The organism is Fibrivirga algicola (assembly GCF_011742925.1).
Lineage (GTDB): Bacteria > Bacteroidota > Bacteroidia > Cytophagales > Spirosomataceae > Fibrella > Fibrella algicola.
In genome coordinates this window covers 675058-699665 of the sequence record NZ_WAEL01000001.1, presented here as the reverse complement: position 1 = coordinate 699665, position 24608 = coordinate 675058, and the positions used below count along the sequence as shown (strand labels likewise).

At 51.8% G+C, this 24608-nt stretch carries 20 protein-coding genes and 1 tRNA gene; 5 read left to right on the top strand and 16 right to left on the bottom strand.

The features are described 5' to 3' along the window. Positions 1-6: 6 nt before the first annotated feature. The 10 genes from F7231_RS02805 to F7231_RS02760 form a co-directional block, all read right to left on the bottom strand. A complete protein-coding gene (locus F7231_RS02805) occupies positions 7-1110 on the bottom strand; it encodes a hypothetical protein (RefSeq protein ID WP_166690822.1) in 1104 nt (367 codons plus the stop codon). A 25-nt stretch (positions 1111-1135) separates the two neighbouring features. Then, complete coding sequence (locus F7231_RS02800; protein WP_157510820.1) at positions 1136-1789, bottom strand: endonuclease III domain-containing protein; 654 nt, start codon at positions 1787-1789, stop codon at positions 1136-1138. Positions 1790-1907: 118 nt separating this feature from the next. Beyond that, a complete protein-coding gene (locus tag F7231_RS02795; protein ID WP_229364985.1) occupies positions 1908-3113 on the bottom strand; it encodes an OmpA family protein in 1206 nt (401 codons plus the stop codon). A 283-nt stretch (positions 3114-3396) separates the two neighbouring features. Next, positions 3397-4740, bottom strand: a complete 1344-nt coding sequence (locus F7231_RS02790) for a RagB/SusD family nutrient uptake outer membrane protein (protein WP_166690821.1) — start codon at positions 4738-4740, stop codon at positions 3397-3399. A 27-nt stretch (positions 4741-4767) separates the two neighbouring features. Continuing rightward, positions 4768-7848, bottom strand: a complete 3081-nt coding sequence (locus tag F7231_RS02785) for a SusC/RagA family TonB-linked outer membrane protein (protein ID WP_085414800.1) — start codon at positions 7846-7848, stop codon at positions 4768-4770. A gap of 403 nt (positions 7849-8251) precedes the next feature. After that, positions 8252-8827, bottom strand: coding sequence for a hypothetical protein (locus tag F7231_RS02780; RefSeq protein WP_085414801.1), 576 nt, complete (start codon positions 8825-8827; stop codon positions 8252-8254). 45 nt (positions 8828-8872) lie between these two features. Then, positions 8873-10519, bottom strand: coding sequence for a SusD/RagB family nutrient-binding outer membrane lipoprotein (locus F7231_RS02775; protein ID WP_085414802.1), 1647 nt, complete (start codon positions 10517-10519; stop codon positions 8873-8875). An 81-nt stretch (positions 10520-10600) separates the two neighbouring features. Beyond that, the gene (locus tag F7231_RS02770) at positions 10601-13795 is read right to left on the bottom strand and encodes a SusC/RagA family TonB-linked outer membrane protein (protein WP_166690820.1); all 3195 of its coding nucleotides are present in this window, start codon (positions 13793-13795) and stop codon (positions 10601-10603) included. Between the two features lie 307 nt (positions 13796-14102). Continuing rightward, positions 14103-14864: a patatin-like phospholipase family protein gene (locus tag F7231_RS02765; RefSeq protein ID WP_085414804.1), complete on the bottom strand. Its 762-nt coding sequence runs from the start codon at positions 14862-14864 to the stop codon at positions 14103-14105. 63 nt (positions 14865-14927) lie between these two features. After that, complete coding sequence (locus tag F7231_RS02760; protein WP_166690819.1) at positions 14928-15767, bottom strand: MBL fold metallo-hydrolase; 840 nt, start codon at positions 15765-15767, stop codon at positions 14928-14930. Positions 15768-15929: 162 nt separating this feature from the next. Between F7231_RS02760 and F7231_RS02755 the strand changes: the two genes are divergently transcribed. After that, the gene (locus tag F7231_RS02755; protein ID WP_166690818.1) at positions 15930-17969 is read left to right on the top strand and encodes a M13 family metallopeptidase; all 2040 of its coding nucleotides are present in this window, start codon (positions 15930-15932) and stop codon (positions 17967-17969) included. A gap of 151 nt (positions 17970-18120) precedes the next feature. Then, positions 18121-18540 (top strand): response regulator, encoded by a 420-nt coding sequence (locus F7231_RS02750; RefSeq protein WP_085414807.1) that lies wholly within the window; start codon positions 18121-18123, stop codon positions 18538-18540. A gap of 68 nt (positions 18541-18608) precedes the next feature. Here F7231_RS02750 and F7231_RS02745 read toward each other — a convergent pair whose 3' ends face one another. The 4 genes from F7231_RS02745 to F7231_RS02730 form a co-directional block, all read right to left on the bottom strand. After that, complete coding sequence (locus F7231_RS02745; RefSeq protein ID WP_085414808.1) at positions 18609-19136, bottom strand: hypothetical protein; 528 nt, start codon at positions 19134-19136, stop codon at positions 18609-18611. Positions 19137-19489: 353 nt separating this feature from the next. Next, entirely contained in the window at positions 19490-19918 is a 429-nt protein-coding gene (locus F7231_RS02740) for a LytTR family DNA-binding domain-containing protein (protein ID WP_166690817.1), read from the bottom strand. A 45-nt stretch (positions 19919-19963) separates the two neighbouring features. Beyond that, positions 19964-20173 (bottom strand): hypothetical protein, encoded by a 210-nt coding sequence (locus F7231_RS02735; protein ID WP_085414810.1) that lies wholly within the window; start codon positions 20171-20173, stop codon positions 19964-19966. A 142-nt stretch (positions 20174-20315) separates the two neighbouring features. Beyond that, positions 20316-20642: a hypothetical protein gene (locus tag F7231_RS02730; RefSeq protein WP_166690816.1), complete on the bottom strand. Its 327-nt coding sequence runs from the start codon at positions 20640-20642 to the stop codon at positions 20316-20318. Positions 20643-21173: 531 nt separating this feature from the next. Here F7231_RS02730 and F7231_RS02725 point away from each other — a divergent pair. Together F7231_RS02725 and F7231_RS02720 are read left to right on the top strand one after the other, a co-directional pair. After that, positions 21174-21635, top strand: coding sequence for a recombinase family protein (locus F7231_RS02725; protein ID WP_310589279.1), 462 nt, complete (start codon positions 21174-21176; stop codon positions 21633-21635). 31 nt (positions 21636-21666) lie between these two features. Further along, positions 21667-22590: a hypothetical protein gene (locus F7231_RS02720; RefSeq protein WP_166690815.1), complete on the top strand. Its 924-nt coding sequence runs from the start codon at positions 21667-21669 to the stop codon at positions 22588-22590. Positions 22591-22648: 58 nt separating this feature from the next. Here F7231_RS02720 and F7231_RS27810 read toward each other — a convergent pair whose 3' ends face one another. Together F7231_RS27810 and F7231_RS02710 are read right to left on the bottom strand one after the other, a co-directional pair. Next, positions 22649-22846, bottom strand: a complete 198-nt coding sequence (locus F7231_RS27810; RefSeq protein ID WP_374757367.1) for a tyrosine-type recombinase/integrase — start codon at positions 22844-22846, stop codon at positions 22649-22651. A 171-nt stretch (positions 22847-23017) separates the two neighbouring features. After that, a tRNA-Ile gene (locus F7231_RS02710) sits at positions 23018-23091 on the bottom strand. A 116-nt stretch (positions 23092-23207) separates the two neighbouring features. Here F7231_RS02710 and F7231_RS02705 point away from each other — a divergent pair. After that, positions 23208-24449 carry an HD domain-containing protein gene (locus tag F7231_RS02705; protein ID WP_085414816.1) on the top strand — a complete coding sequence of 414 codons (1242 nt, stop codon included), beginning with the start codon at positions 23208-23210 and terminating at the stop codon, positions 24447-24449. Positions 24450-24608 lie beyond the last annotated feature (159 nt).

Sequence of the window (24608 nt, the reverse complement as noted above, 5' to 3'; positions counted from 1 at the left end):
CCGGGGTTAGTAGTCCCCCGCCTTGTGGTACGACTTGAGCCAGGCCCGTAGCTGTGCCGCATCAGTCAGCACAGAGAGGTCGAATTTGAGCGCTTTCACGGCCTGTTTCATGGCTTTTACGTCGGCATTGATGGCGTAGTCGAGCCCTTTTGCCGTGCCAAAGGGGGAGTTGTTACCACCAACGAGGCCGGTCAACTCCGTCTGAAGCTTCGCCAGTTTTCCATCAAGTTCCTCTACCTGCTGGCTCAGAATTTTATTGTAGTACTGCAATTGGGTGTCGGCCAGTTTTTCCAGATGCGCCTGATCAATGCGGTCGAATTCGAGCTGCAACCGAAACAACCCAAGCAAATCGCTTTTCTCATAAGCCTCCGTGACACGCTGCATAATGGCGGTCTTCCGAATTTTCTCGTCTTCGTCGAGTTCCCTGTCGGGGTGAAAGGCCTTTACCAGATCCATATACAGGGCCCGCACCGCTTTTGTCGTGTTCTGTACCTCGGCCAGCTTTTTTGCCAGGCGCGCCTGCTGCTTGTCTGATTTTGGTTGGCTAGCCTGGCGTTCGGCGGCTTCCTGCTGCTCGGCCTGGGTCCGTTGCTGCAACTGCTCGTTTATGTAGGCCTGGACCGCCTTAGGGTCGGCCAGGTCCACCGACGCATCGAACTTGATACCGTACATCAGTTCGGCCATGCGTTTCAGGGATTGAGCGCGCTGGTCGTCCGATTCGGCCAGCACGGCATCGATGCCGGTTTCGTTGTAGCGATCGTGTACCTCAACCAGGTCGTTATAGCCTTTCTGAATCAGTTCAGACGAGATGTCGGTGATGAGTTGCGTTAGTTTTCGCTGCTCGGCCCGGGTAAAGTCATGGCGCGTGTTCATCCGGTCGAACAGCCGGACCATTTCCCCGCGCAGCTTATCGAACTGCGTGTAGAGCGGAGCCAGATCGGTCTGAATCCGCAGCCGCCCTCTTTCCAGAGCAACCGTCAGGTCGGCAATCAGCTTTTCCTGATCAGCAATGCGGGCGGTAAGGCGGTTAAAATTTTTCTGATTTTTGGAAAGCGGCGTAGTCTGTTCGGCAATGGCAATCCGAACGACCTGTTGCGGGGGCTGATTCATCGGCATAAAGGTACAGTCGCTCGCCTTATCGGTGCCGTTCCACGCCCACCTGTTCGCAGTACGCCAGCACGGGGCAGGTAGAACAGTGCGGCAACGTACCCGTACAGATATGTTTCCCAAAAGGCATCAGCAGGCGGTTTATGTTGATCCACTGCGCCACAGGTACCTGCTTTTCCAGCACGGCCAGCGTTTGCTCGGGTGTCTTGGTTTTTACATACCCCCAGCGGTTGGTAACCCGGTGCACGTGTATATCCACACTAATCGCCGCCTGACCAGTTGCCACGCCAAGCGCCAGATTCGCACACTTAGGTCCAACTCCCTTCAGCGATGTCAGCACGTCAAAGTCGGCAGGTAAGGTACCGCCAAACTCGGTCATGATACGCTGGGCAATACCAATGATGGTATACGCTTTCTGATCGGGATACGTAGTGCCGTACAGCAATGGAATCAACTCTTCGGGCGACAAAGCAGCCACCTCAGCGGGAGTGCGCGCCACGTCGAACAGGCGTAACGACACGGGAATAGTTGTTTCGTCGAGGGTCCGGATGGAGACAATGCACGAGATGAGCTGTTCGAACAAGCTGTTGTATCCCTGCTCGAACAAATCGAACATGGCTGCTTTGGGGTACGTGGCGATGGCAGGCTCAATGGCAGCCAAAACGGTATCGAGGGGTAACATCGAGTTCATAAGTTGAGGTCTGATGCTTGTGGTTGCATTGCTAACTCGATCCACCCGGAATGGGCCTGATTGGTAGCAGCGCAACCACAAACGACAACCATCAAACTAACCCCAAAACCTAGGCGCTGGTTATCACCATCTCGACCCGTCGGTTTTCGGGATGGGGCTTTCCGGGGGTGCTCACAATAGGACGTGAGTGGCCATAGCCAACCGTTTCAACGCGGGTAGCGCTGATGCCCTTGCTGGTCAGGTAGTTCTTAACCGACTGCACCCGGCTACGCGAAAGCTCAAGGTTTTTATCGAAATCACCAATGATGTCAGTGTGGCCCTCCAGCCTGATAGTCATTGTCGGGTTCTCGCGCATGACGGCAACCAGCCGGTCCAGTTCAGGAAACGATTCGGTTTGCAGCTCAAACTTCGATTGGGCAAAGTAGATGTTTTTCAGCGTAATCTTCGCCCCGGCCACAATCGGCACCAGTTCGAAATTGACCGTTTTCTCTGTCAGGTTGATGCTGATGGTATCGCGCTGCCCAAAATACCCTTTGGCCGACACCGCCACATCCCACACGGTCAGGGCATCGCCGGGAATCTGGTAAGCACCGTCCTGCGGGTTGGCGCGTATTGAGTCGGGCGCGGCCGTACCCAGCGATTCAGCCCCTGAGAGCATACGGTAGGTCAATGTAGCGACTACCGGTTTCCCCGTTTTGGCGTCGCGCACTATTCCCTTGATCGCCAGCGTTGGCGTCACCTGCGCTTGCGGCTCGGGGGTAACTACAGGATCAGGGACGGGCTTGGGCTGTGGTCTTGCCGGGGCTGACCGAGGGGGCTGACGTTGCGCAACCGGCGGCTGGGTACGTTGCCGCTTCAACGGATTGATCACATGCACGCCCCAAAAGTTGAAACACGTAATACCCGGCCTGTTCCGGTCTGAGCATTCAAACAAGTCGAATGTTTTAACACCGGGATCGAGCCGTTCAAAATAGACGGCGAAATCAACTTGCTCGCCGGGATACACACTTCGACTTTTCAGACCAACCGGAATGTTATCGGCTTTAATAAACTTATACGAGCGCGCTCCACCATCGGCATACAGTCTGGAAGTAGGCACAAACTCAATGCTACTTCCCTCACGAGAGCGTTCCCGAAAATGCATGTACAAAATCGTATACTGTGCCGTCAGGTCAATACGGCTAATGTACACTGCCCGCCCGTTGGCATCATCGACCCGGGGGTTGGGTGTGCTGTATTCGACTGCCTGTGCCTGCGCGAACAGTGAAGCACAAACGCCCAAAAAGACTAAAAAACGCGTCAACATAGTGTTCATAGGCTACGTGAATACCGTAGTCAAAACGTTAGAGTCGCGATTGTAGTTTACGTTTAATGGTGAATAAAGACGCTGGCCGACATATGGTTCCACACCGGTTCATTTCCGGTTTATGGACATTACTCCCCGCCCCACTAAAGAATTAAGCAGGAATCGCCTGGTCAATTCCCCCGTGATTATGTTGGCCCTTCGGATCACAGTTTAGCACTTCCCAGCCACCCTCTTGACCCAAAAAAAGGCGAACTACCGAAGTAGCCCGCCTTTTTCGCCAGTATCAGCAGGGTTAGTAACCTGGATTCTGAATCAAGCTTTTATTGGTATCAATCTCACGCTGTGGAATAGGCAGCACCAGGTTGTTTGCGTTGTAAGGCGTAGTACCAACGCTACGGGCCGTACGCTTCAGGTCGGCAATCTGCTGACCTTCGAATGCCAGTTCAAGACGACGCTCCAGCAGGATGCCCGATAGGTCGACCGTTGTAAGGGCCGGAGCCCCGGCACGTAACCGAACCGTGTTTACATCGGCCAGCGGCGTTGCACCAATGGCGGTGCCCAGGCGGCTGTTGGCCTCGGCCCGAACCAGGTACATTTCGGCCAGCCGAATGATGGGTACGTCGCCAAAGCGGTCATTAAACTTGTTAGTAAACACGTTGTTGTTCACCGTCGTGAAGAACTGCCCCCGTGGATCGGCCGGATCATACAACTGACGGAATTTAGCCTGCACCCGAATATCGCCCCGGCCAGATACCCGCGTTGAGCCGTAGTAGGTGTTCAGCCCGTTAGCCCCGTCCTGATCGGTTACTACGATCTTGAAAATCGTTTCGGGCGACGCATCGGTGAAAGCATTGGCGAATGAACTAGCCAGTGAGAACGTACCTGACGTAATGACCCGGTTGGCCGCGTCGCGAGCCGCCGCGTAATTCTGCTGCTGCAGATAAACGCGCGCCAGCATTGCCTGGGCAGCGCCTTTGTTGGCAAAGCCTGTGCCTCCCGACTGGGTGGCTGGCAGCAATTGCTCTGCTTTTGTCAGGTCATCGAGCACCTGCGTATACACCTCGGCCACGCTGTTCCGCGTCCGATTGTCGCTTTCACTGATACTATTGGTTGGGGTCAGCACGAGGGGCACACCGGGATTCGCAGCTGGCGTACCGTCGTTGAAGCTTTTCCCGTACAGTTTCACCAGCTCGAAGTACATAGCCCCCCGAATAAAGCGCGCCTGTCCTTCGATGTTATTCTTATTAGCCGCGCTTACCTTATCGGTATTGGCCAGCACGTTATTGGCCCGGTTAATGGCGTTGTAGCCATCTAGCCAGGTGTCCCGAACGTCGGTGTTGCTGGTAGTAATCGTTTTGCGCCAGAGTTCGTCCAGTGTGGTAAACGTACCACCAAACACTACGTCGCGGTTATCGCCAAGTAATTCACCCGTATACAAAATACCGCCGCCATACAGGTTACCATCGCTAATACCATCGTAGGCACCGGTTAACGTAATACGAACGTCCTGTTCTGTAGCCAGAGCCTGAATAGCATCGATACTCTGCGTTGGCTGTACGTTCAGTCGGTTATCGCAGGCGGTAAGCACCAGGGCGCCAAAACCAACCAGCAGTCCGTTTTTGATGTATGTATTCATTATGTAAAGTTCCGTTTGTCGATTTGCTTAAAAACCAATATTGATACCGCCTGTGATGGTACGTGCCTGTGGTGCCGTGTAGAAATCGTAGCCTTGGGCAATGTTACCAACAACATCATCGGCGTTCACCTCTGGATCCCAACCAGCATACTTAGTGAACGTCAGCAGGTTCACACCCGTCACAAACACACGTACCGAATTCAGCTTAACCCGGCTGATCACTGATTTAGGCAGGTTATAGGCCAGTGTAGCATTCCGCAAACGAACGAATGATCCGTCGAGAATAAAGCGCGTAGATGGCTGCGCACCGTTGTTGAAGAACAAACGCGCCTCAGGCACGGTCGTGTTTGGGTTCTGTGGCGTCCAGGCAGCTAGCTGATCAACGGTCTGGTTGTCTTCAAAGCGACCATTAGCCGATGAGAAGCGACCTACCCCGTAGAAGTTCACTTTGTTACCCAGTACGGCATTGAACGAGAAGCTCAGGCTCAACCCTTTGTAGCTGAACGTGTTGGTAACACCACCGGTAAACTTCGGCTGTGGGTTGCCCGACACAACGCGTTGTGCCTGGTTATAGGTGCTCGTTGTTGTCCGGTCAATCGATCCATCGGCGTTTGTCGCGTTTTTATACCAGAGCGCGTTACCATTGGCAGGATCAACACCGGCATATTCTGGGGTGAAGTAAACGCCCAGCGGCTGCCCTTCAACCGCGCGGCTCATCGAGCTCAGACCACCTTCGATCACCTGACCCTGCAGATTCTTGATCTTGTTACGGTTAAAGGCACCATTCAGGCTGGTTGTCCAACGCAGGGCACCTGTGGTATTCTCGGTATTCAGTACAATCTCAAAACCGGTGTTCTCCAGGCTACCAACATTGCGGAACTGAGTGGCAAAACCAGACGTACCCGGTACGTTTACGTTCAGCAGCAGTCCGGTTGTCTGCTTGTTGTAGTAGTCGATTTCACCGTTGATGCGGTTGTTCAGGAAACCGAAGTCAAGACCAATGTCGGCCTGGTCGGTCGTTTCCCATTTCAGGTTGGGGTTCGCCAGTTGCGAAGGCCGCTGACCAGGCAGTCCGGCATAGCCGGCATCACCCGTAAACAGACCCAACTGCGGGAAGTTGTTGATCTCGGCGTTACCAGTCCGGCCGTAGCTGGCCCGCAGTTTCAGGAAGCTAACCGGACCAACGTTTTTCAGGAAGTTCTCTTCGGTAAGTACCCAACCTGCCGATACGGCGGGGAAGAAACCATAACGGCTGTCGGCACCAAAGCGCGACGATCCGTCGAGGCGGGCACTAACGCCTAACAGGTACCGATCAGCAAATTTGTAGTTGGCCCGGGCAAAGTAAGACAGGAACCGGTAGTCTGTTGCCGATGAACTGGCGTTGGTTTTACGGGCTGCACTAGCAATCTGCCGGTAGGCATCCGATGGAAAATCTTGTCCTTCAGCCAGGTTCGCGCGCGTCTGAGCCTGCTGGTACGACATACCTGCTACCCCGTCGATCACGTGCCGACTGCTGATCGTGGTGTTATACGTGAAGAAGTTGTTGGTCGTGTAGTTCTCAACCCGAACGTAACGGTTAGTAGCTTCGCCCAGTGGCGAACCGGAGTTACGCTGCGTTTTGCTGTTGTAGTACAGTTCTTCCTGCTGGTTCAGCACGTCGAGACCAAACTCCGTGCGGAACGAGAGGCCCTTCGTGATACCTAGTTGACCATATACATTACTGATGTTACGGTAGACCGTCGTGTTGAACAGCGAGTTGCCAATGTTTACAATCGGGTTGTAGTAATACGGAATGCTGATATCACCAGGAGGTGTACCGGCAGGCAACCCCGTAGCTGGATCTGTCGATGGCGTCATTGGCGGCAGGGCCACCATCTGCATCGGGTTATCAAACTGGCGATCGCCCGATAAACGTTCGTTGAGCGTGCGCGACATACCTGTATTGAAACCAATCCGGAACCGATCCGAGATTTTGTGATCGAGGTTGATACGACCCGAGTACCGCTTCAGCGCGTTACCGATCAGGATACCTTTCTGATCCAGAATCTGACCCGACACGTAGAATGTCGTTTTGTCATTACCTCCGTTGATGTTCATATCGTACTGCTGGTACGGCGCTTTCTGGTAAGCCAGATCGCCCCAGTTGGTGCTCGCTTCGTTTGCCGTGCCGAACGTACCCAGGCCCTGCGTTTTGAAGAAGTCCTCCATGTACGACGTGTATGAATCAGGATCTTTAGGATCAATCTGATCAATACGGTCCGAGTTAGCAGCCGCAATGCGGTAGAAATCAACGTATTGCTTCGTGTTCAGGAATTGCACTTTCCGCGTTGGCTCACTGCTGCCCGTTTGCGCACCGAACGTGACGTTTGTGCGGCCTGACTTACCTTTTTTGGTGGTAATCAGCACCACACCGTTCGCCGCACGCGATCCGTAGATAGCACCTGCCGACGCATCTTTCAGGATTTCGATACTCTCGATGTCCTGCGGGTTAATATCTGACAATGGGTTGGTAGCCGATGCGTTGGCCGACAGGTTATCAGTCGTTACGGGTGTTCCGTCAACCACATACAACGGCTGGTTCGATGCCGATACCGACGACGTACCCCGAATGTTCACCTGGATACCCTGACCCAGTTTACCGCTACCGGCGTTTACCTGCACACCAGCCGCTTTACCCTGAATAGCCTGATCGAAACTGGTCACGGGCTGGTCCTGGATATCGGCGGGTCGAATCTTGGCAATGTTACCCGTCAGGTCACGCTTGATCTGCTGGCCGTAGCCGGTAACCACGATTTCAGACAGTTGACGTGATTCATTTACCAGCGTAACATTGATCACCGACTGATTGCCAACAGCTACTTCCTGAGACGTTGATCCGATGAAACTGTACACCAGCGTGACATTGCCGGTTGGTATAGAAATCGAATAGTTGCCCTCAGCATCGGTTGCGGTACCCCGCGTAGTTCCTTTCACGAGTACTGAAGCACCAGGTATGGCACCCCCATCCTCCGAGGACACGATTCGTCCAGTTATGGTTCTGTTCTGCCCTAAACAGGTTGTCCAGGCAGAGCAAATGAACAATAAGCTCACAAGTAATAATTGCCTCATAAGTTTTCAATTTTTAGTAAGTTGAATTACGCTAACTAGTTTGTAACAAAACTAAGAGGCAAAATGTCTGCACACAACAACCTATTTCAACGATGCCAATTTTTCTTTTGACAAAACACATAATATCAAAATTATATTTTTACATTATACTAATCTAAGAAACATCAGCTATAAATAAGTACATAGCAGACATGAGTAGCTTACTCCTATAATTTACTCAGCACAAGTCCATTGCTGTTGTCGAATCAACTTGCCGTTATAACGAGTGAGCTAAGTATCCTGGAACTCAGCGTTAAGCTACCTGAGCACTGCCTTGCCAAACAGGTATAAAAAAGGTCTTTCCAGGTACGCCGGACAAATAGACGTACCTGGAAAGACCTGTGTTCACACATACCGAGTCTGCCTATTTAACTACATTAATTCGGTAGAAAAATGGTGAACTGTAAAACGCGCCACCCGTTATGTCGGCGGCAGTGTTAGCGGCGGTGAACGTTTTACCATCGGTGAGCTTCATGGTAGCCGTCACCTCGAACCGATCACCAATCGACACATCGTTGGCAGTTAGCTTAGTGGCCGTCAGTGCTTCTGCGCCAGTCACCGAAATAGTTGCCCGTGGGTAACCCGTAATCGGGTCTTTCGTGTAGGCCGACGCAGGAATCGACTTCAGGCTCACAATACTGGTCGTTAGAGTACCGTTGGCTGGTGTTGCATCAACGAACCGGATCGACAGGTCGTAGCTGGCGAAATTAGCCCCGCCATTTGGCGTAACCGCCTCAGCAACAAACTCCATTTTAGTACCGCCCATATTTTCTTTACTGACGGCAAACGTAGCGGCCAACACCGGGTAAGGCGTTACTGTACGCATATACCCGCCCTGCTCCAGATTGAAATCGTCCAGTTTATCAATCATCTGCGTTTTGCAGGATACCGCCAGCACCACCGTCATCAGCAGTAAGGCCAGGTTGTTGACATATTTCATGAGTACTTGATTGAAGATCAAAAATCGTAGAACATCGATTAACCATTATTTCACAAATCCCGCAGGATTGGTATCCCAGAACACAGGAACGGCCATACTCGCTTTCTGCTTCGCGTTGGCGTTGCGGGCGATAAACGAGGTTGGATAATAGAACGAACGGACAAACTGACCCGGATTTACTTCCAGCGCAGGCTGCTGATTAGCGGGCTTGCCTGTGCGGCGATACAGGTTGTACGCTTCAACGCCGTTTCCGTGCAAAGCCAGCCAGTATTCGGTGCCAATAATGTTCATTTTAGCGTCGTCGGTAGTGGCGGCATCGTAATTGGCAAGCACTTTATTGACATACTTCGTCACCTCATCGGCCCAGACGATCTTCTTGTCGGCTTCAAACGTGGCAATCTTGCCCGCCTCGCCGGTGCCGAGTGCCAGTGTACGCACATCAGCCATTGATTTTTCGATACCTGATTTCAAGAGGGCTCTGGGGTTACCCGACACACCCAGTTGCAGAGCGGCTTCGGCCAACATGAAATCGACGAATGAGCGCATCATGATCGGATGAATACCCGCCCCGCCAGCACCGGCACCCAGTGTCACCGGCTTACCCGCGTCGTCGTCGAACGAACCACCGGCGGGGTATACGCCCCAGGCCGTACGCTTCAGACCATCTGGTGGAATACCCTCGTTGCTTAGATGGTCGCGGCCCCAGTAGCCTACTGACGTGGGCAGACAGAAGTAGTCATTGTTGCCATAGTGTGCGGGTTTCTGGTTGGTAATGCACCGCAGTTCGTTTACGTCTTTCGTGTTTACGACCACCTGGCGATAGAAGTAAAAGCGCATTCGTGGGTCCGGGGCACCCTTGCTCTCATACATCGTTCCCATGTACGAGTTAGACTGGTAATCGCCACCCCCCGTAGGCGAATACTGACCAGCGTAACGCGGGTGTCGGGTATCGGGGTTGGTCAGGTTGGTGCCGTATTTGAATACGAAGTTTTGTGCCGCTGTCGAGATCAGTTTGTCGGCAGTCACCAGCGCACTAATGCCCGCCGTAGACCCTGCTTTATCGATTAATCGACGGTTCAGCAGCAGTTTCAGCTTCATAGTGTTGGCGGTACGTATCCAGCTATCAATCGTACCGGCAAAATACAGATCGCCCGGGGCTCCCGCTTTCGACTTGGCATTGAAGTTTTCGATCGCCTTATCCAGATCGGCCAGCGCGGCAGTATAAATGGTGGCACCGCTCTCCACTTTCGGGTTGAAGTTATCGGCGTTCAACGCTTCTGAATAGGGCACATCGCCGAACACATCGACCATATTGGCCAGCACCGAAGCGCGGAGCGTACGGGCAATGCCCGCATGCACAAACAACTCGTTTCCTTCGGCCAGCGGCACAATCGTTTTTATGTCGTTCAGAATGCCTGCATAGGCCGTAGACCAGGTTCCATCCTGACTACCGGGCGACACGGCGTTATCATAAATAGCCGCTCCCTGATTGAGCATCCGGGTCAGCCGCATACCCGGATCGCTCACCTGGTTGAAATGCCCGGCGTAGCTTAGTTCAATCTGGCTAAGCAGGTAATTAATATCCGTGTTTTTGGTGGTCACTGCATTTGGATTGTCCAGCAAATCCAGTTTACAGGAGCTGACAAACACAGCACACAGGGCCATTATTGACAGTTTGACTATCTTTTTCATCGTATTGCGAGAGAACAAATGAGAGATGGTTGTCATGCGCGATGCCCGGTATAATGGGCAAAGCACGGTACACCGATAAGGTTAGAAAGTCAGTTTCAGCGTGCCACCAACCCGACGGGCACTTGGACCAGTCAGGAATTCAAAACCTAGTCCGTTACCAACCCCGAGGCCCAGATTATCTGTATCGAAGTTCAGGCCCTTGGGCATGTTTATAGCTCTGTACCACAGGTTGTTGCCCGAGAACGAGAGCGAAGCTGCTTTGATAAAGGCTTTACCCAATAGGGCTTTTGGCAGTTGGTACGACAACGACACTTCCTGCAACCGGATGGTAGAGCCGTCGAAAATCCGGCCTTCGTCACCAAAGAAATACACGTTGTTGAAGGCTACGTCTGAGGCCGTTACCTGAGTGGTATTCGGTGTTCCGTCTGCTTTCACACCGGGGAAAATGAAGGTTTGCGCCCGGTCATAACCCGCTTCCAGGGAATTGTCGATCGTCAGACCACGGCCCAGCAGGGCTCCAGCCGATGACGAGTACATCACGCCACCGTGCCGGTACGACATCATCACGCTCAGCGACAATCCTTTATAACTAAAGTCATTGATCAAACTGGTGGTGAACGCAGGGTTGGGGTCACCCAGCACCACGGGCGACGTAGTGGCCTGTAGATAGCCGTTGTTGCCGATCAGCAGTTGGCCCTGTTCGTTCCGACGGAAGCCCGTGCCCTTGATGATGTTGAACGGCTGCCCAACAATAGCGTAGTTTCCCAGCGACGATCCAAAGCCGGTCACCTGTACCTCCTGTAACGTACCTCCGAGGTCGAGCACAATCGGTTCGTTGCGCGAGTAGTTCGCCGTCAGGTCCCAGCCCAGCGCACGACCACGCAGGATGGCCGCGTTCAGGCTAAGTTCAATCCCCTGGTTCCGGATCTTACCAATGTTGATCGTTGTTTGGGTAAAACCGGTAGCGGCATCGAGTGGCGAGTTGGTGATCAGGTCACGGGTAATGCGCCGGTAAGCCGTAAGGTCGAACCCAATGCGGCTGTTGAACAGCTTCCCTTCCAGGCCAAATTCCACTTCGCTATGCAGTTCGGGCTTCAAATTTGGGTTACCCAGCGTGTTGTCCACCGAGTGCGTTTGCACAGGCGTCCCCCCGTTAAGCCATCCTCTGGCACTCTGGTTCAGAATGTTGCGCGTGCTGTATGGGTTAGGAAAACCCGCCGACGTACCCACACCCGCCCGGAGTTTCAGAAAGCTCAGCGTCGATGAGCTTAATCCCTGAAACGCCGTGGTAGGGATAAACGAGATACTGCCCGAGGGATAGAATATCTGGCGATTCTCTTTCTCGACGGTTGACGTCCAGTCGCTCCGACCGGCAAAATTCAGAAACAGAAAGTTGTTGTAATCAGCCGTTAACTCCCCGAAAATACCCATCCGGGTTTGCTCCGAGGTAAAGTTCGACGCCACATTATCAATGAAATTTGAGTGACGGAACAGGTTTCTGGCCAATTGGTTCTGGCTCGTAATATTGTACTGGCTGAACCGGTCGTTCCGCAGGTTGCCGCCTACCTTCCCCGACAGGGCCAGCTTATCGTTCAACGATTTTGAGTACGACAGAATGAGGCTGTTATCCCAGATCGTGTTCTTGAAATTCAGGGTGTTGTAAAAGCCGTTTACGAACTGAACACCGCCTTTGTTGAGCTTAAACTCCTGCGTTTCGTCATACGTATCCAGACCTACTTTGTACAACAGCATCAGATCTTTCCCAAAATCGTACGTAGCGGTGGTGGCGGCAAATACCCGGTTGACCACGCCCGTTGTTTTGTAGTTTTCAAGCACCCAGCGTGGGTTCGGAATGTCGTTGCCGCTGCGGAAATAGACGGAGCTGCCATCGGTGGGGTTTTCATATGGCCAACCCATTAGATCGACCTGCCGGGGCGTGTACATTACGTTGGCCAGCACCGACGGAAAATCGTTGGCGTTGTTGCCCTGACCGGCACTGAGTGGCGGTGCAAACTGGTCGGTATTAGCAAAGTTGATAGACGTCTGCACGGTGAGCCGCTTGCTCATCTGCGCGTTGATACCCAGACCGAGGTTTAGCCGTTTCAGACCGTTGTTGGGAATATAACCACCCTCATCGTTGTAACCGGCCGACGCGTTATAGCTCACTTTTTCGCCACCCCCCGAGATGTTAAGCGAGGTGTTCGATATTTGACCTGTCCGGAAAAAATCGCTGATGTTGTTCGGAAACACCTGCATTTTGTAGGGACTCACCGACGCCACATAATCAGCCAAAGCAGCTCTTGTTGACGCCACCGACAGAAACGCGTACGGGTGATTGGTCAGCGCTGTGTTTGTGTTTTGCGACGGATAAATGGCCGCTTCTGCGAGAGTTGGGCCCCAATTGCTGAAGAAGTAGCCTAAGTTCTGCTGAAACCCACCGACATATTCATTCTGGTAAACAGGCAGGTGAGCTTTGTTGGTAAAGAACGATTGGGTTAAGGTAAACTCCGTTTTACGCGCCTTCTTGCTGCCGTTTTTCGTCGTCACCAGAATAACGCCATTCCGGCCCTGGTCGCCGTAGGTTACTGTTGCTGCCAGCCCTTTCAGGACCACGATATTCTCTACATTGTTAGGATCGAGGTCCAGGAAACGGCTCGACGATGACTGACCGCCACCGGTAAATCCGCCCCGCGTATTAGTGTTGGAGTTGAACGGAACGCCATCGACTACAAACAGAGGCTGGTTTGACCCCGTAATTGACGAATAACCACGAATGGTGATGTTGGTCCCTGTGCCCGACACCCCCGATGTAGCGGTGATGTTTACGCCGGGCACTTTCCCCTGTAATACCCGCCCTACGTCGGCAATTGGACGATCTTCAATTGATTTTTTATCGACGGCCGTAACAGCGTACCCCAATGCCCTTTTTTCGCGTACTACACCCTGAGCTGTTACTACTACTTCGCCCAGTTGCTTACTGTCACTCTCCAGACTTACGTTAATAGTGGCCTGGTTGGTCACCTCAATCTCCTGCGGGGTTGATCCAACAAAGCTGAACACCAGTTTCGCGCCCCGAGCCGGTACGCTGATCGAGTACGATCCACTTGCATCGGCGTTGACTCCGCGTGTAGTTCCCTTGATGACAATGGATACGCCAGGCATAGCTGCACCATCATCCGCCGAGGTCACTTTACCCGTTACGATTCTGTCCTGCGCCAAACTCATGGAACAGACCGAGCAAACCAATAGGAAGCTCATAAGTAGTAATTTCCTCATGTAGACTAGCTTTCGATTAAGTGTAAATACGTCAATTACTGAATCAGCAAATCTACTAATCGACAATTCACAAACAAGGGATTTAATCTACTTCGACAATCTTTTATTTTGACCTTTTGATATTATCCAAAATAATCTTCTAACTATACCTGTTATGTCTAATTATATAAATATATCTCCTGATGCTATGAAACTGAATATAATGTATATATATCACCAAAAAATCCCTATTTAATAAACACAAAAGGCAATATAAGTCCTTATGTCAGCTGAAAAGCTGATTTTTACCCGTAAAATACTTAAGTAGTTAGAGCGCGCTGGAAATAGCGTCGGCTACACGCAAAGTACGGGCATGCCGGTAACCCGCCTGAAATATTTCGCGGGCATGACGAATGTCTGAAACGCTGTAGTTGACCAGTGAGGGCGGCTCAATGACATAGTTACACAGGGCCAACCGCTCAGTGGTTTTGCTCCGCACGGATAATACCAAACTGCGCTCAATAACGCCCCGCGCCGTGCGGATGGGCTTATTGGCCGGAAACGGATTGCAGTGAGACCCGATAATATAATCGACTTTACCCAGCAACGGCTCAATGGGCAGGTTATTCAGCGCTCCACCGTCGATATACTGCTTCTTATTGATCAGCATGGGCTCGAAAATACCCGGTAAACAGCAGGAGGCAAGTACCGGGCGGATGAGTTCGCCCTCTTCAAAAATGATCAGTTCCCCCGCATTGAGGTCTACCGCCGCCACATGAAGCGGAATGGCCAGCGCCTCGAAACTATCTTTTGGAATGTACTTCCGGTACAGGTCGATGGCGGTATCGATACGCAACAGACCCATACGGGTCCAGGCGGGGCGTAGGTGGCGCACAAACGACGACGACTCAATAATTTTCAGCGATTCATCGGGCAGGTACCCTGTTGCCGTCAGCGCACCTGTGATGGCACCGGCACTTGTTCCCGACAGTCGGCAAACATCAATACCCTGCTCCTGAAGGGCTTTAATGACGCCGAGGTGGGCAATGCCCCGGGCACCCCCGCCCGATAAAACCAAGCCAATCTTCATTGAGTTACAGCTATTTCTACTACGATACTCGTCTTTCGCAAACGTACTGTACAGGCTGAAAGTTTAGCCCAGCAACTCCGCTAACGTACCCCGCTCACGCAGTTTAACACCCCGGTCGGTTTGCTCCACGGTAGCCACTTCCGTTGCTGCGTCGTGCTCGAAGACCAGTATCCAGTTATTTTCGGCAGCAGCAGTGAGCAATTGCTCCTTTTCGGTCATTGTTAGTAACGGCCGCACATCATAACTCATTACATACGGCAGCGGTATGTGCGCCGACGATGGAATAAGGTCCGCACAATAGAGCAGTGTGCGGTCACCAACGGTCAGCTTAGGCAACGCCATCTTCTCCGTATGGCCGTCCACGTAAATCAGCTCCAGTCCCGGTATGTTCAGGTACGTGTCGCCGAAAAACTGCAGTTGCCCGCTCTCCTGCAACGGCACAATGTTCTCCCGCAAAAACGAAGCTTTCTCACGGGGGTTCGGGCGAATGGCCCAGTCGAGATGTGCCGGGTGTGTCCAGTAAACGGCCTTGGAAAACGTTGGGCTAAGGCGATCCCCTACCCGCTCAACAGCCCCACCGACGTGGTCGAAGTGCAGGTGGGTCAGTAACACGTCTGTCACCTCGTTCAGCGAATAGCCCGCCATATGGATCGAGGTCGCCAGCGTGGCGTCACCGTTCAGGGCGTAATGACCAAAAAACTTTTCGTCCTGCTTCGTACCAATACCCGTGTCGACCAGCACCAGCCGGTTACCAGCCTCGATCAGCAGGCAGCGCATGGCCCAGTTGCAGCGGTTCTGCTCATCGGCAGGCACGCTTTTCTGCCAGAGTGCCTTAGGCACTACGCCAAACATGGCGCCGCCATCGAGTTTAAAAAAGCCGGTATCGATCGGTTGTACAGTCATGTTCGTCGTTGATAAGTGAGGGGCGAACTTACGGATAATTCGGCGACCGTGCCCCCGCGCCAGTTCGAAACGTACTTGTGTATCCGTTGATTTTTAGACGCCGCCCGCTTACAGAGCAGCATAGTTCCTACATTCGTTTGATTCATTAGCTAAACTCGATACATGACACCCTTGAAACACCACTTATTGCTCGGGCTTGGTCTGCTGCTGGCAGGCTGCCAGAAAAAAGAGCAGGAAACGGTCAGCCGGTCTTCATTCTTCGACAAATCGGGCATGGACACCACCGTGAGTCCGGGCAACGATTTCTTTACGTATGCCAATGGCGGCTGGGTCAAGAAAACCAAGATTCCAGGCGACCAAACCGGTTGGGGGTCGTTTTACCAGTTGTACAATGAGAACCAGCTCAAAACAAAGTCGATTCTGGAAGAAGTGGCGGGCAGCAATGCTAACGGCGGCAGTGCCGCGCAGCAGGTTGGCGATCTGTACGCCAGCGGTATGGACACGGTCACGATCGATAAGCTTGGCTACGAACCGGTAAAGGCAGAACTGGCGAAGATTGCCGCCCTCACCGACTACAAAAGCGTATTAACCTACGTGGCCACCGATGAAACCGATGCGGGAGGAAAATTCTTTGGTGTGTACGTTGGTGCCGATGACCGCCAGAGCAGCATTAATCGCATCAGCTTTAGCCAGGCAGGTACGTCGCTGCCCGAGAAAGAGTACTACGCCAAAAATGACGAAGCCACCCGCAAGGTCAGGGCCGCCTTTCTGACCTATGTGACTAAACTGTTTACGCTGGTTGGTGCCGATTCGGTGTCGGCCAGGGCCCGGGCTACGGCCATTCTACAGGTCGAAACCACACTGGCCAAGTCGCACAAAGCCCCGGCAGACCTGCGCGATCCGGTAGCCAACTACAACAAGCTGGCCGTCGCCGACTTGACTAAGCAGATGCCCGCCCTCAACTGGCGGGAGTTACTGAATACCATGAAGCTGGCAAAAGTAGACACAGTGCTGGTGGGACAACCCGGCTATTATCAGGCCCTGAACAAGCTGCTGCCAACCATCCCCATCGCCGTATTGAAGGACATTCTTGTGTTCGATCTGCTCGACGGCCATGCTGCGTTACTAAGTCGGGACTTCGAGCAGGCTAATTTCAATTTCCGGAATAAAACCCTGTACGGTCAACCCGAAATGCAGCCCCGCTGGAAACGCATCTCGGGCCGGGTCGATGAAGCACTGGGTGAAGCACTGGGCCAGTTGTGGGTCAAGAAGTTTTTTCCGCCCGAAGCCAAGGAGCGCATGCTGAAGCTGGTCGACAACCTGCAGACCGTGTACCGGGAGCGCATTAACAAGCTCGACTGGATGGCCCCCGAAACCAAGAAAATTGCCCTGGAGAAGCTCGACAAATTCGTTAAAAAGATTGGGTACCCCGACAAGTGGAAAGAGTATTCAGACGTTACCATCAAGCGCGACGATTACTTTGGCAACGTACGGCGGGCGTGGGCACACCACCAGCGCGAACAGTTCGCCAAAATCAATAAGCCCGTCGACCGGGCGGAGTGGTTCATGACGCCTCCGACGGTTAATGCCTACGCTAACCCGACCAACAACGAGATTGTCTTTCCGGCCGGCATCCTGCAATTTCCCTTCTTCGATAAAGACGCCGACGATGCCATCAACTATGGAGGTATCGGGATGGTGATTGGCCACGAAATGACCCACCTCTTCGACGATCAGGGCCGACAATATGATGCCGCCGGTAACCTCCGCGACTGGTGGACAAAAAGCGATGCCGAGCGGTTTACGGCCAAAACCCAGGCAGTTGTTGACCAGTACAATACCTATACGGTACTGGATAAGCTTCACCTCAACGGCCGCCTCACGTTGGGCGAAAACCTGGCCGACCTTGGCGGCATTACCCTGGCCTATCAGGCCTTTAAACTGACCAAGCAGGCACAGGGCACCGACAAGATCGACGGCTTTACCCCCGATCAGCGGTTCTTCCTGGGCTTTGCTCAGGTATGGCGCATCAAGGTACGCGACGAGAGCGAGCGGGTTGGCGTCGCCACTGATCCCCACTCACCGGCTAAGTTTCGGGTGAACGGCCCACTCACCAATTTTGCCCCATTCTACACTGCTTACGGCGTAAAACCAGGTCAGAAACTCTACAAGCCCGAAACTCAGCAAGCGCAGGTTTGGTAACAACGCGGTAGCAACCGTAGCGTAGCCCATAACCAGTCGTCAGCAGGCTGGCGCAAGTACCAGCCTGCTGACCTTAAATCGAGAAATGGCCGGATTTCAAACTAACGGACATCAATCCCGTTTCTGAATTCTGTATACCTATCTAGATGACATGAGCTTACAGGGCCCGATTATTCTCATCGTTGATGACGATGACTTATTGCTGTTTGAGAACGTCTTGAAAAAGATCAACCTGCCAAACCCAATTATCTATTTTAGTCATGGCCAACAAGTACTGGATCATCTGAGAGGCGAGCACAAGCCTCCGTTTCTGATTCTCTGCGATACCAGTTTACCCGGCATGACCGGCCTTCAGCTCAGGCACGAGATTGAAAGTGACGCCAACCTTAAGAGGCAGGCAATTCCCTTTCTCTTTATGGCGCATCCGGCCGACCGTACATTGGTAGAAGAGGCTTACGAGATGACGATACAGGGCATGTTTGAGATTCCGACAAAGTATGGCGAACTCGAAACGCAGTTCCGGGCGATTGTAGCCTACTGGTCGCTCTGTCTGCACCCCAACCGATATTGACCACGCTGCCACACATGAGCGATGCCGATCACAAGATGCCTCAGCCAGGTATGTGTGCTTGATAGCGCTCATTGATTGGCTCCTAGTTGGCGTAGTCGCTGGCTTAGCTGGTGGTGAATCACGTAGGCGTTGACCAGCCGGGTGTCGTAGCTATCGATGATGGATTTATAGTGATCGATAAACCCGGAACCTCGTTGCCTGGATTCAGCCAGATTGTGCGCCCGTTCCACCAATGCCGTTAGTCTGGTAATAGTCAGCTTGTAGCTTGCGATGAGTTTATCGCATTGAGCCAGTTTCTGTTGTACCCGTTGAATGTGGGCCTGATGAGCTACGCTGGCCCGACTGACAGGTTCATTCAGGATCGTTTTCCACTCCTCCTCGATCTGCTGTAGCGCCGTTGAAAAGGGAACTCCATCGAAGGCTTCTACTGGCAGTTGAGTGAAGTTGTTCTCGTCCAGGATGCGTGCTTTCAACAAAATGTAACCCTGAGCTACCAGATCGCTCAGGAAATCAAGTCCATTCTCCAGCTTGTCGAGATGGCAGGTAAACTCTCGTATCTCGCACGCTTCGTCAATTGCCGTTAGTAAGAAGACCATATAGCGAGTAGTTCTAAAGCTACATGACTATAAGTTGACGATTTCCGTTAAAAAATAGGTCAATTGTGAGATAGCGGTGCCTTTTGGCTCCTTATGAGCTAACTAATCGAGCTTTCAGGTACGTGCCGGCCGAATCGGGCTGAAAGAAAGTGTGGCCTACTAACGTCTGGCCGACTTTTCGACTGCCCTGATTTCGGTCAAACTACTGATTTATATGCTACCTCCCGGCAAATGCCTGGTAGTTGACCTCACAAACAAGCGAAGCATAAGCCGGTGAAACAAAGGCCCGGATTTGCTATCGATAGTATCGGAGTAGCATCCTCCTGGCCTCTGACCAGGCCCCACAAGCCTTTCTACGCTGGTTTGCCCTGCCTGGCGGCCACACCCTCCTGGTAGAGGGTGAATTTGTCGGTGGTCTCCAGAATCCGCCGGCGCGACCCATTCAGGATGGTTCCGTCCAGCATGTGTACTTGCATCGACCGGCCTTTGACCGCAACGATTTTATCCATGTAGAGCGGATTGACCAACAGGCTCTTGCTGATACGGATGAAGTGAGGCAATTGCTCCTCGAAATACTTCAACGTTCTGGTCACCATCAGCGGAGCATTATGGGTCGTCAGCAGAAATGTTGTGGCGTTGACTAAAAGAGGCCGCTCAAGCTTTGTTAAATGAAGCAGGGCGTAATTGTTGGCCCCCTCGCAGTGAGCGATGAGGGCTGCGTCCTGAAGGTAGCGGTAACCGGGTACTACCAAATCTGTTAGTGGTTTACTTGACTGAGACATAAAACTACAACTGCGCTTAGAAACCAACCAGCCACCCGACGTACGTCAAGGTAACTTGATCTTGCTTTTGGCGAAACGAATACCAGAATACGTGTAAAGCAGAATGGCTCCCGTCTCCATAGAGGCCTCTCCCAGCTCTCGCCCGTAGAGGCCGCTCTGATAATCCTGTACCCAGTCGATCAGTGCTGCGCAGTAGCCAAGAAAGCACATAAAACTGGCCATAAGCAATAGCAGTAGTTTTGTTTGAGGAGTCATAAGTCGTTCAGGAGGAGCACCCACCAACACGTTGAGTTATTGGACAAGAATTGAGCCACACAGTTTAGTATCTCTATTAATTTAATAGATCTTTAAAAGGACAAGGCCAGCTCACTTACACTTATCAGTACACTTACTTTATTCACATGAGCTCTTTAATCGCCCCCCACCGGGTTGGTTGGTTCAGATCGTTCATCTCGTGCTGTTGACGTTCCCGGATAGTTTGATAGATAGCCATTTTTCGACGTTGCCAACAAAGTATGTTTTGTGTTTGCTGAGCCAGCAGAGATGCCTGTTCGAGAGGGGCTGAATTAATAAGTTCTGCCCGTTGTTGATCATGAACAAGCACTAAGGCTTGCCAGGTTTTCCTCTGCTGACTGTAATACTGAGCCCACTCCAAATGGTGCTGTCGGATAAGCAGGAGTTGTTGACTAGGGCACTGGGGGGCTTCAAGCAAATCGGTGATCATATGAATAGGATAGTAGTTGGATAGATGAAGTTATAGACCCTGTGTTTATGGGAGTTAATAAGTATTAGCTACAGTCGTCAACAATTATTTTCCGGTCTTATTCTGTCTACCACTTTGATACCAGTAGCATTGTATAAATTATAGTCGGGTAGCACTTAATTCGCTGAAAGAAACGGCCGTTAACATACCTCATGGGTATACTTACCGTCTTTCACTCCACCATGATTCGTTCATGTCAAGACCACATAATGGGTTAAACTTCCTCTTGGTATTTCTTAGCCCATAAGCTAGAAAGTTATACCTTTCCCGACCAACCCATTTCGGCAGACTTCGCCGCAGGTATAGCCCGAAAAGGCAGGCCAACAAGTAGGGCCACTAAGTTTAGGTCGTCTAACTTAGTGGCCTTAACTTTTGGGACCCAATGAACCACGTTGTTTTCGGCTAAGCCCGTGTGTCGATTACTGATCAGAACCTTGATAACAAACTCGATGCTCTCCAGCGCGCGGGTGTCGATTAGCTTTTCAGGATAAAATCACCGTCATCAGCACAAATCGTCCGGCGCTCGACCGGATGCTGACCAAACTCCGACTTGGTGACACGGTGATGGTAGCTCGCTTCACCCGGCTCGGCCGAAGCCGGGATTACCTGATCACACTGATGCGTGACTTTGTGCAGCAGGGTATTCGATTTCAGGCGCTGGATCTGGGCGTTGACTCCAGCACACCGGCAGGCAAACTGGTGCTCGACATCTTTGCCGCCCTGGCCGAGTATGATCGGGAGAGCATCAATGAACGTACCCGCGCAGGTAGGGAGCTGGCCAAAGAGAAAGGTACGCACATGGGCAGGCCCGCCGGCATTGATCCGGTGAAGCTCTTGAAGGTGCGTAGAGCGATGCAGGCTGGGTTGTCGGTGGCCGAGACGGTGAACCTGACCGAGATCAGTGAAACGTCGGTGAAGCGGTACAGGAAGTTGATTCTACAGAGTCAACAGTAAAATGGAATTTTAAACCGTAAATAACCGGGCAATGGATATAGTTTTTCAATCAGGAGAGTTTATTGCGAAAGAAAATGGCTGGATTGACTTTCTCCAGCAATTAACAGGGGCATTAATTGGTGCAGGCGTTGCTCTATTTACTTTTTATGAACAACTACAATTGAATAAAAAGGCAGAAGCAGCCAAAAGAGCGCAATTTGAAGAAGACAAGTTGAAATATCTTTCTGCATTACTCAATCAAGTAGTCGCTAATACAATTGATAATGTAAGGCATTTAGACAAATTCTTACATGAACTTTCTAAAGAACCTGTATACCTTCCTGATTTTGGTTTTGTTCCCAATCATCTCGTAGAAAGACTTCTCAAGACAGCCCATCACGAGGAATATTACCACGCCTACGTTAATGCTACAAGGGAAAAAGCCGACACCGACCCGGCTCATAAATTCATTGACATATTCGAAGCATTGAGTAATTATGAAGTAGGGATGAATAATATAATAACCTCTGTTTTGAAAGCGGCTGATAGAAATAATGAGCAGCAAAAAACGTATCAACAACAAGTAGTTGAGGTTGCCAAGTCATTAAGTGAGCTGGAAATAAGATTAGCTTCGGAAAATAGATTGGCGTTACGTGATTCTATAAGGGCACTTAAAAACGAATATTTCGAATTAAGAAGCGACGATTCGAATCTTTCTAAGTTTCCAGAAGTCTTCCTGGATCCAATACGTTCTATACTGGCTATTCCTGAGCATTATGAAGACCAAGAGATAATCGAAATTGTCCAAAAAGTTAATACAGCGAAAGGCACATATAACTCAATAATAAGTGCTGCTAACCAGTTGTCACACTACATTGAGTTTCATAAAAGCGAATTACACATAGCCACACAAAAAATCGTAGTGTCGGGTCGGGTCCTTAAAAACTACGGATTTCATGCTAGTGTGCGCGAGTAACTGTAGATGAAACCAAGTATTGAAATTTTTCGGGGCAGGTATTCCACTAAAAGTTGGTTTACGCATTGAAGTAATCAAACACATTGATCTGCTCGCGTCTCCTCCGCTCGCTGAGGTGCACGTACTGCATGGTGGTCTGAATCTTGGAATGGCCCATGTAGCCCTGAAGCGTCACCACATCGCCGCCCAGTTCGATGAAGTTGGTACCGAAGGTGTGCCGGGCGGTATGCGTACTGACTTTAGTGGTCCACCCCAGATGCTCGGCAATCTTTCGCAGTAGCCGATTGGTGTACTGCTCGGTGTATGTTTCGCAGATTTAGCCAGCGGTGGTAGTCACAAAGCGAATGGCAAGAGACACGTACCTGGCGAAAATCAAAAATGCCCCGCGAACAAACTGTCAGTGACAATTGGCTGCGGGGCATTCTTGTGGGCCAGCCTGGGCTCGAACCAGGGACTTACTGATTATGAGTCAGGCACTCTAACCAACTGAGTTACAAGCCCTTGTCAGAATAATCATTTATTCATGACGGTACAAAAATACAGCTTTCGACCGAAATAATGCCCACAGGGCTTAATTTTTCGTTTTTAAGGCAGTAACGACCTGTTACCTTTAGCCTATGGCCAACAAGAAGAAAATCCTTAACGACCCGGTCTACGGCTTCATCAGTATTCAATCGCCGTTACTCTTCGACCTGGTCGAACATCCACACTTTCAACGGCTTCGGCGTATCAAACAGCTCGGCCTATCCGAGTACGTGTATCCTGGTGCGTTACACACGCGCTTCCACCACGCGCTGGGAGCCATGCACCTGATGGGTCAGGCAACGAGTACCCTGTGCAGCAAAGGCAACCAGTTGTCGGAGGCCGAATGCGAGGCGGCGCAGATTGCCATTCTGCTCCACGACATTGGCCACGGGCCTTTTTCGCACGTACTGGAATGCTGCATCCTGGAAGACGTACCCCACGAAGCCATCTCCCTAATGCTGATGCACGACCTGAACCGACAGTTTGGCGGGGCCTTGTCGCTGGCAATCGAAATGTTTGAAGGCACGTACCACCGCCCTTTCTTCCACCAGCTCATCTCCAGTCAGTTAGATATGGATCGGATGGACTACCTCAACCGCGACTGTTTTTATACGGGCGTGGCCGAAGGAGCCATTGGCGCGGAACGCATCATTAAGATGCTCGACCTGGCCGACGACCAACTCGTGGTTGAGGATAAAGGCATTCTGAGCGTCGAGAATTTTCTGAACGCCCGACGGCTCATGTACTGGCAGGTTTACCTGCATAAAACGTCGATCTGCTGCGAGTCGATGCTCGTGCAGATCCTGCGGCGGGCGCGGTTCCTAGTCCGAAATGGAGAGCGGATCGATGCCCTGCCTGACTTTCTGATGTTCCTGCGCGAAAGCATCTCTTTCGATGAATTTCAGGCCAACCCCGCCTACTTGCAGGCCTTTACCCGGATTGATGACTACGATGTCTGGGCGTGCGTAAAAGCCTGGGCCACCCACCCCGACCTGGTACTGTCGAATTTGTGCCGCATGCTGCTCGACCGTCGTCTATTCAAAATCATTTTATCGACTGAGCCATTCCAGCCCGTTCTGGTAGAGGAGATGACGCAGCAGCTTCGACGCAAGGGGCTATCAGACGATGAGTTGTCTTACTTTTTGGTGGAAGGACAGGCCACCAATTCCGCCTACCTGCCAACGGGCGACTCGATCCGGATCAAATTCAAGAATGGGCTTGTCCGCGATATCGCCGACGCCTCTGATTTAGCCAATATCGGAGCGCTATCGACCATTGTCAGGCGGCACTACGTTTGCTGGGCCCGCGAACTGGATTGGGCACTTGCTAAGTGAGTTTACTGCTTACGATTTGCCGTTTCAGGTTGCGCTGCTACACGCCGGGATGGTGCGTAGACAGTGCAACCTGAAACGGCAAACCACAAACATCAAACTCATTTGCATACGGGAAACAATAAATTGAATTAAATGACCATTTATACGAATAGTGCAATT

Bases quoted from the DNA above. Each gene is read 5' to 3' on its own strand.
- F7231_RS02755 (WP_166690818.1), top strand. From the start codon at position 15,930: ATGACACCCTTGAAACACCACTTATTGCTCGGGCTTGGTCTGCTGCTG.
- F7231_RS02705 (WP_085414816.1), top strand. From the start codon at position 23,208: ATGGCCAACAAGAAGAAAATCCTTAACGACCCGGTCTACGGCTTCATC.
- F7231_RS02720 (WP_166690815.1), top strand. From the start codon at position 21,667: ATGGATATAGTTTTTCAATCAGGAGAGTTTATTGCGAAAGAAAATGGC.
- F7231_RS02745 (WP_085414808.1), bottom strand. From the start codon at position 19,136: ATGGTCTTCTTACTAACGGCAATTGACGAAGCGTGCGAGATACGAGAG.
- F7231_RS02780 (WP_085414801.1), bottom strand. From the start codon at position 8,827: ATGAAATATGTCAACAACCTGGCCTTACTGCTGATGACGGTGGTGCTG.
- F7231_RS02740 (WP_166690817.1), bottom strand. From the start codon at position 19,918: ATGTCTCAGTCAAGTAAACCACTAACAGATTTGGTAGTACCCGGTTAC.
- F7231_RS02735 (WP_085414810.1), bottom strand. From the start codon at position 20,173: ATGACTCCTCAAACAAAACTACTGCTATTGCTTATGGCCAGTTTTATG.
- F7231_RS02750 (WP_085414807.1), top strand. From the start codon at position 18,121: ATGAGCTTACAGGGCCCGATTATTCTCATCGTTGATGACGATGACTTA.
- F7231_RS02790 (WP_166690821.1), bottom strand. From the start codon at position 4,740: ATGAATACATACATCAAAAACGGACTGCTGGTTGGTTTTGGCGCCCTG.
- F7231_RS02800 (WP_157510820.1), bottom strand. From the start codon at position 1,789: ATGTTACCCCTCGATACCGTTTTGGCTGCCATTGAGCCTGCCATCGCC.
- F7231_RS02805 (WP_166690822.1), bottom strand. From the start codon at position 1,110: ATGAATCAGCCCCCGCAACAGGTCGTTCGGATTGCCATTGCCGAACAG.
- F7231_RS02730 (WP_166690816.1), bottom strand. From the start codon at position 20,642: ATGATCACCGATTTGCTTGAAGCCCCCCAGTGCCCTAGTCAACAACTC.
- F7231_RS02765 (WP_085414804.1), bottom strand. From the start codon at position 14,864: ATGAAGATTGGCTTGGTTTTATCGGGCGGGGGTGCCCGGGGCATTGCC.
- F7231_RS02785 (WP_085414800.1), bottom strand. From the start codon at position 7,848: ATGAGGCAATTATTACTTGTGAGCTTATTGTTCATTTGCTCTGCCTGG.
- F7231_RS02770 (WP_166690820.1), bottom strand. From the start codon at position 13,795: ATGAGGAAATTACTACTTATGAGCTTCCTATTGGTTTGCTCGGTCTGT.
- F7231_RS02775 (WP_085414802.1), bottom strand. From the start codon at position 10,519: ATGAAAAAGATAGTCAAACTGTCAATAATGGCCCTGTGTGCTGTGTTT.
- F7231_RS02760 (WP_166690819.1), bottom strand. From the start codon at position 15,767: ATGACTGTACAACCGATCGATACCGGCTTTTTTAAACTCGATGGCGGC.
- F7231_RS02795 (WP_229364985.1), bottom strand. From the start codon at position 3,113: ATGAACACTATGTTGACGCGTTTTTTAGTCTTTTTGGGCGTTTGTGCT.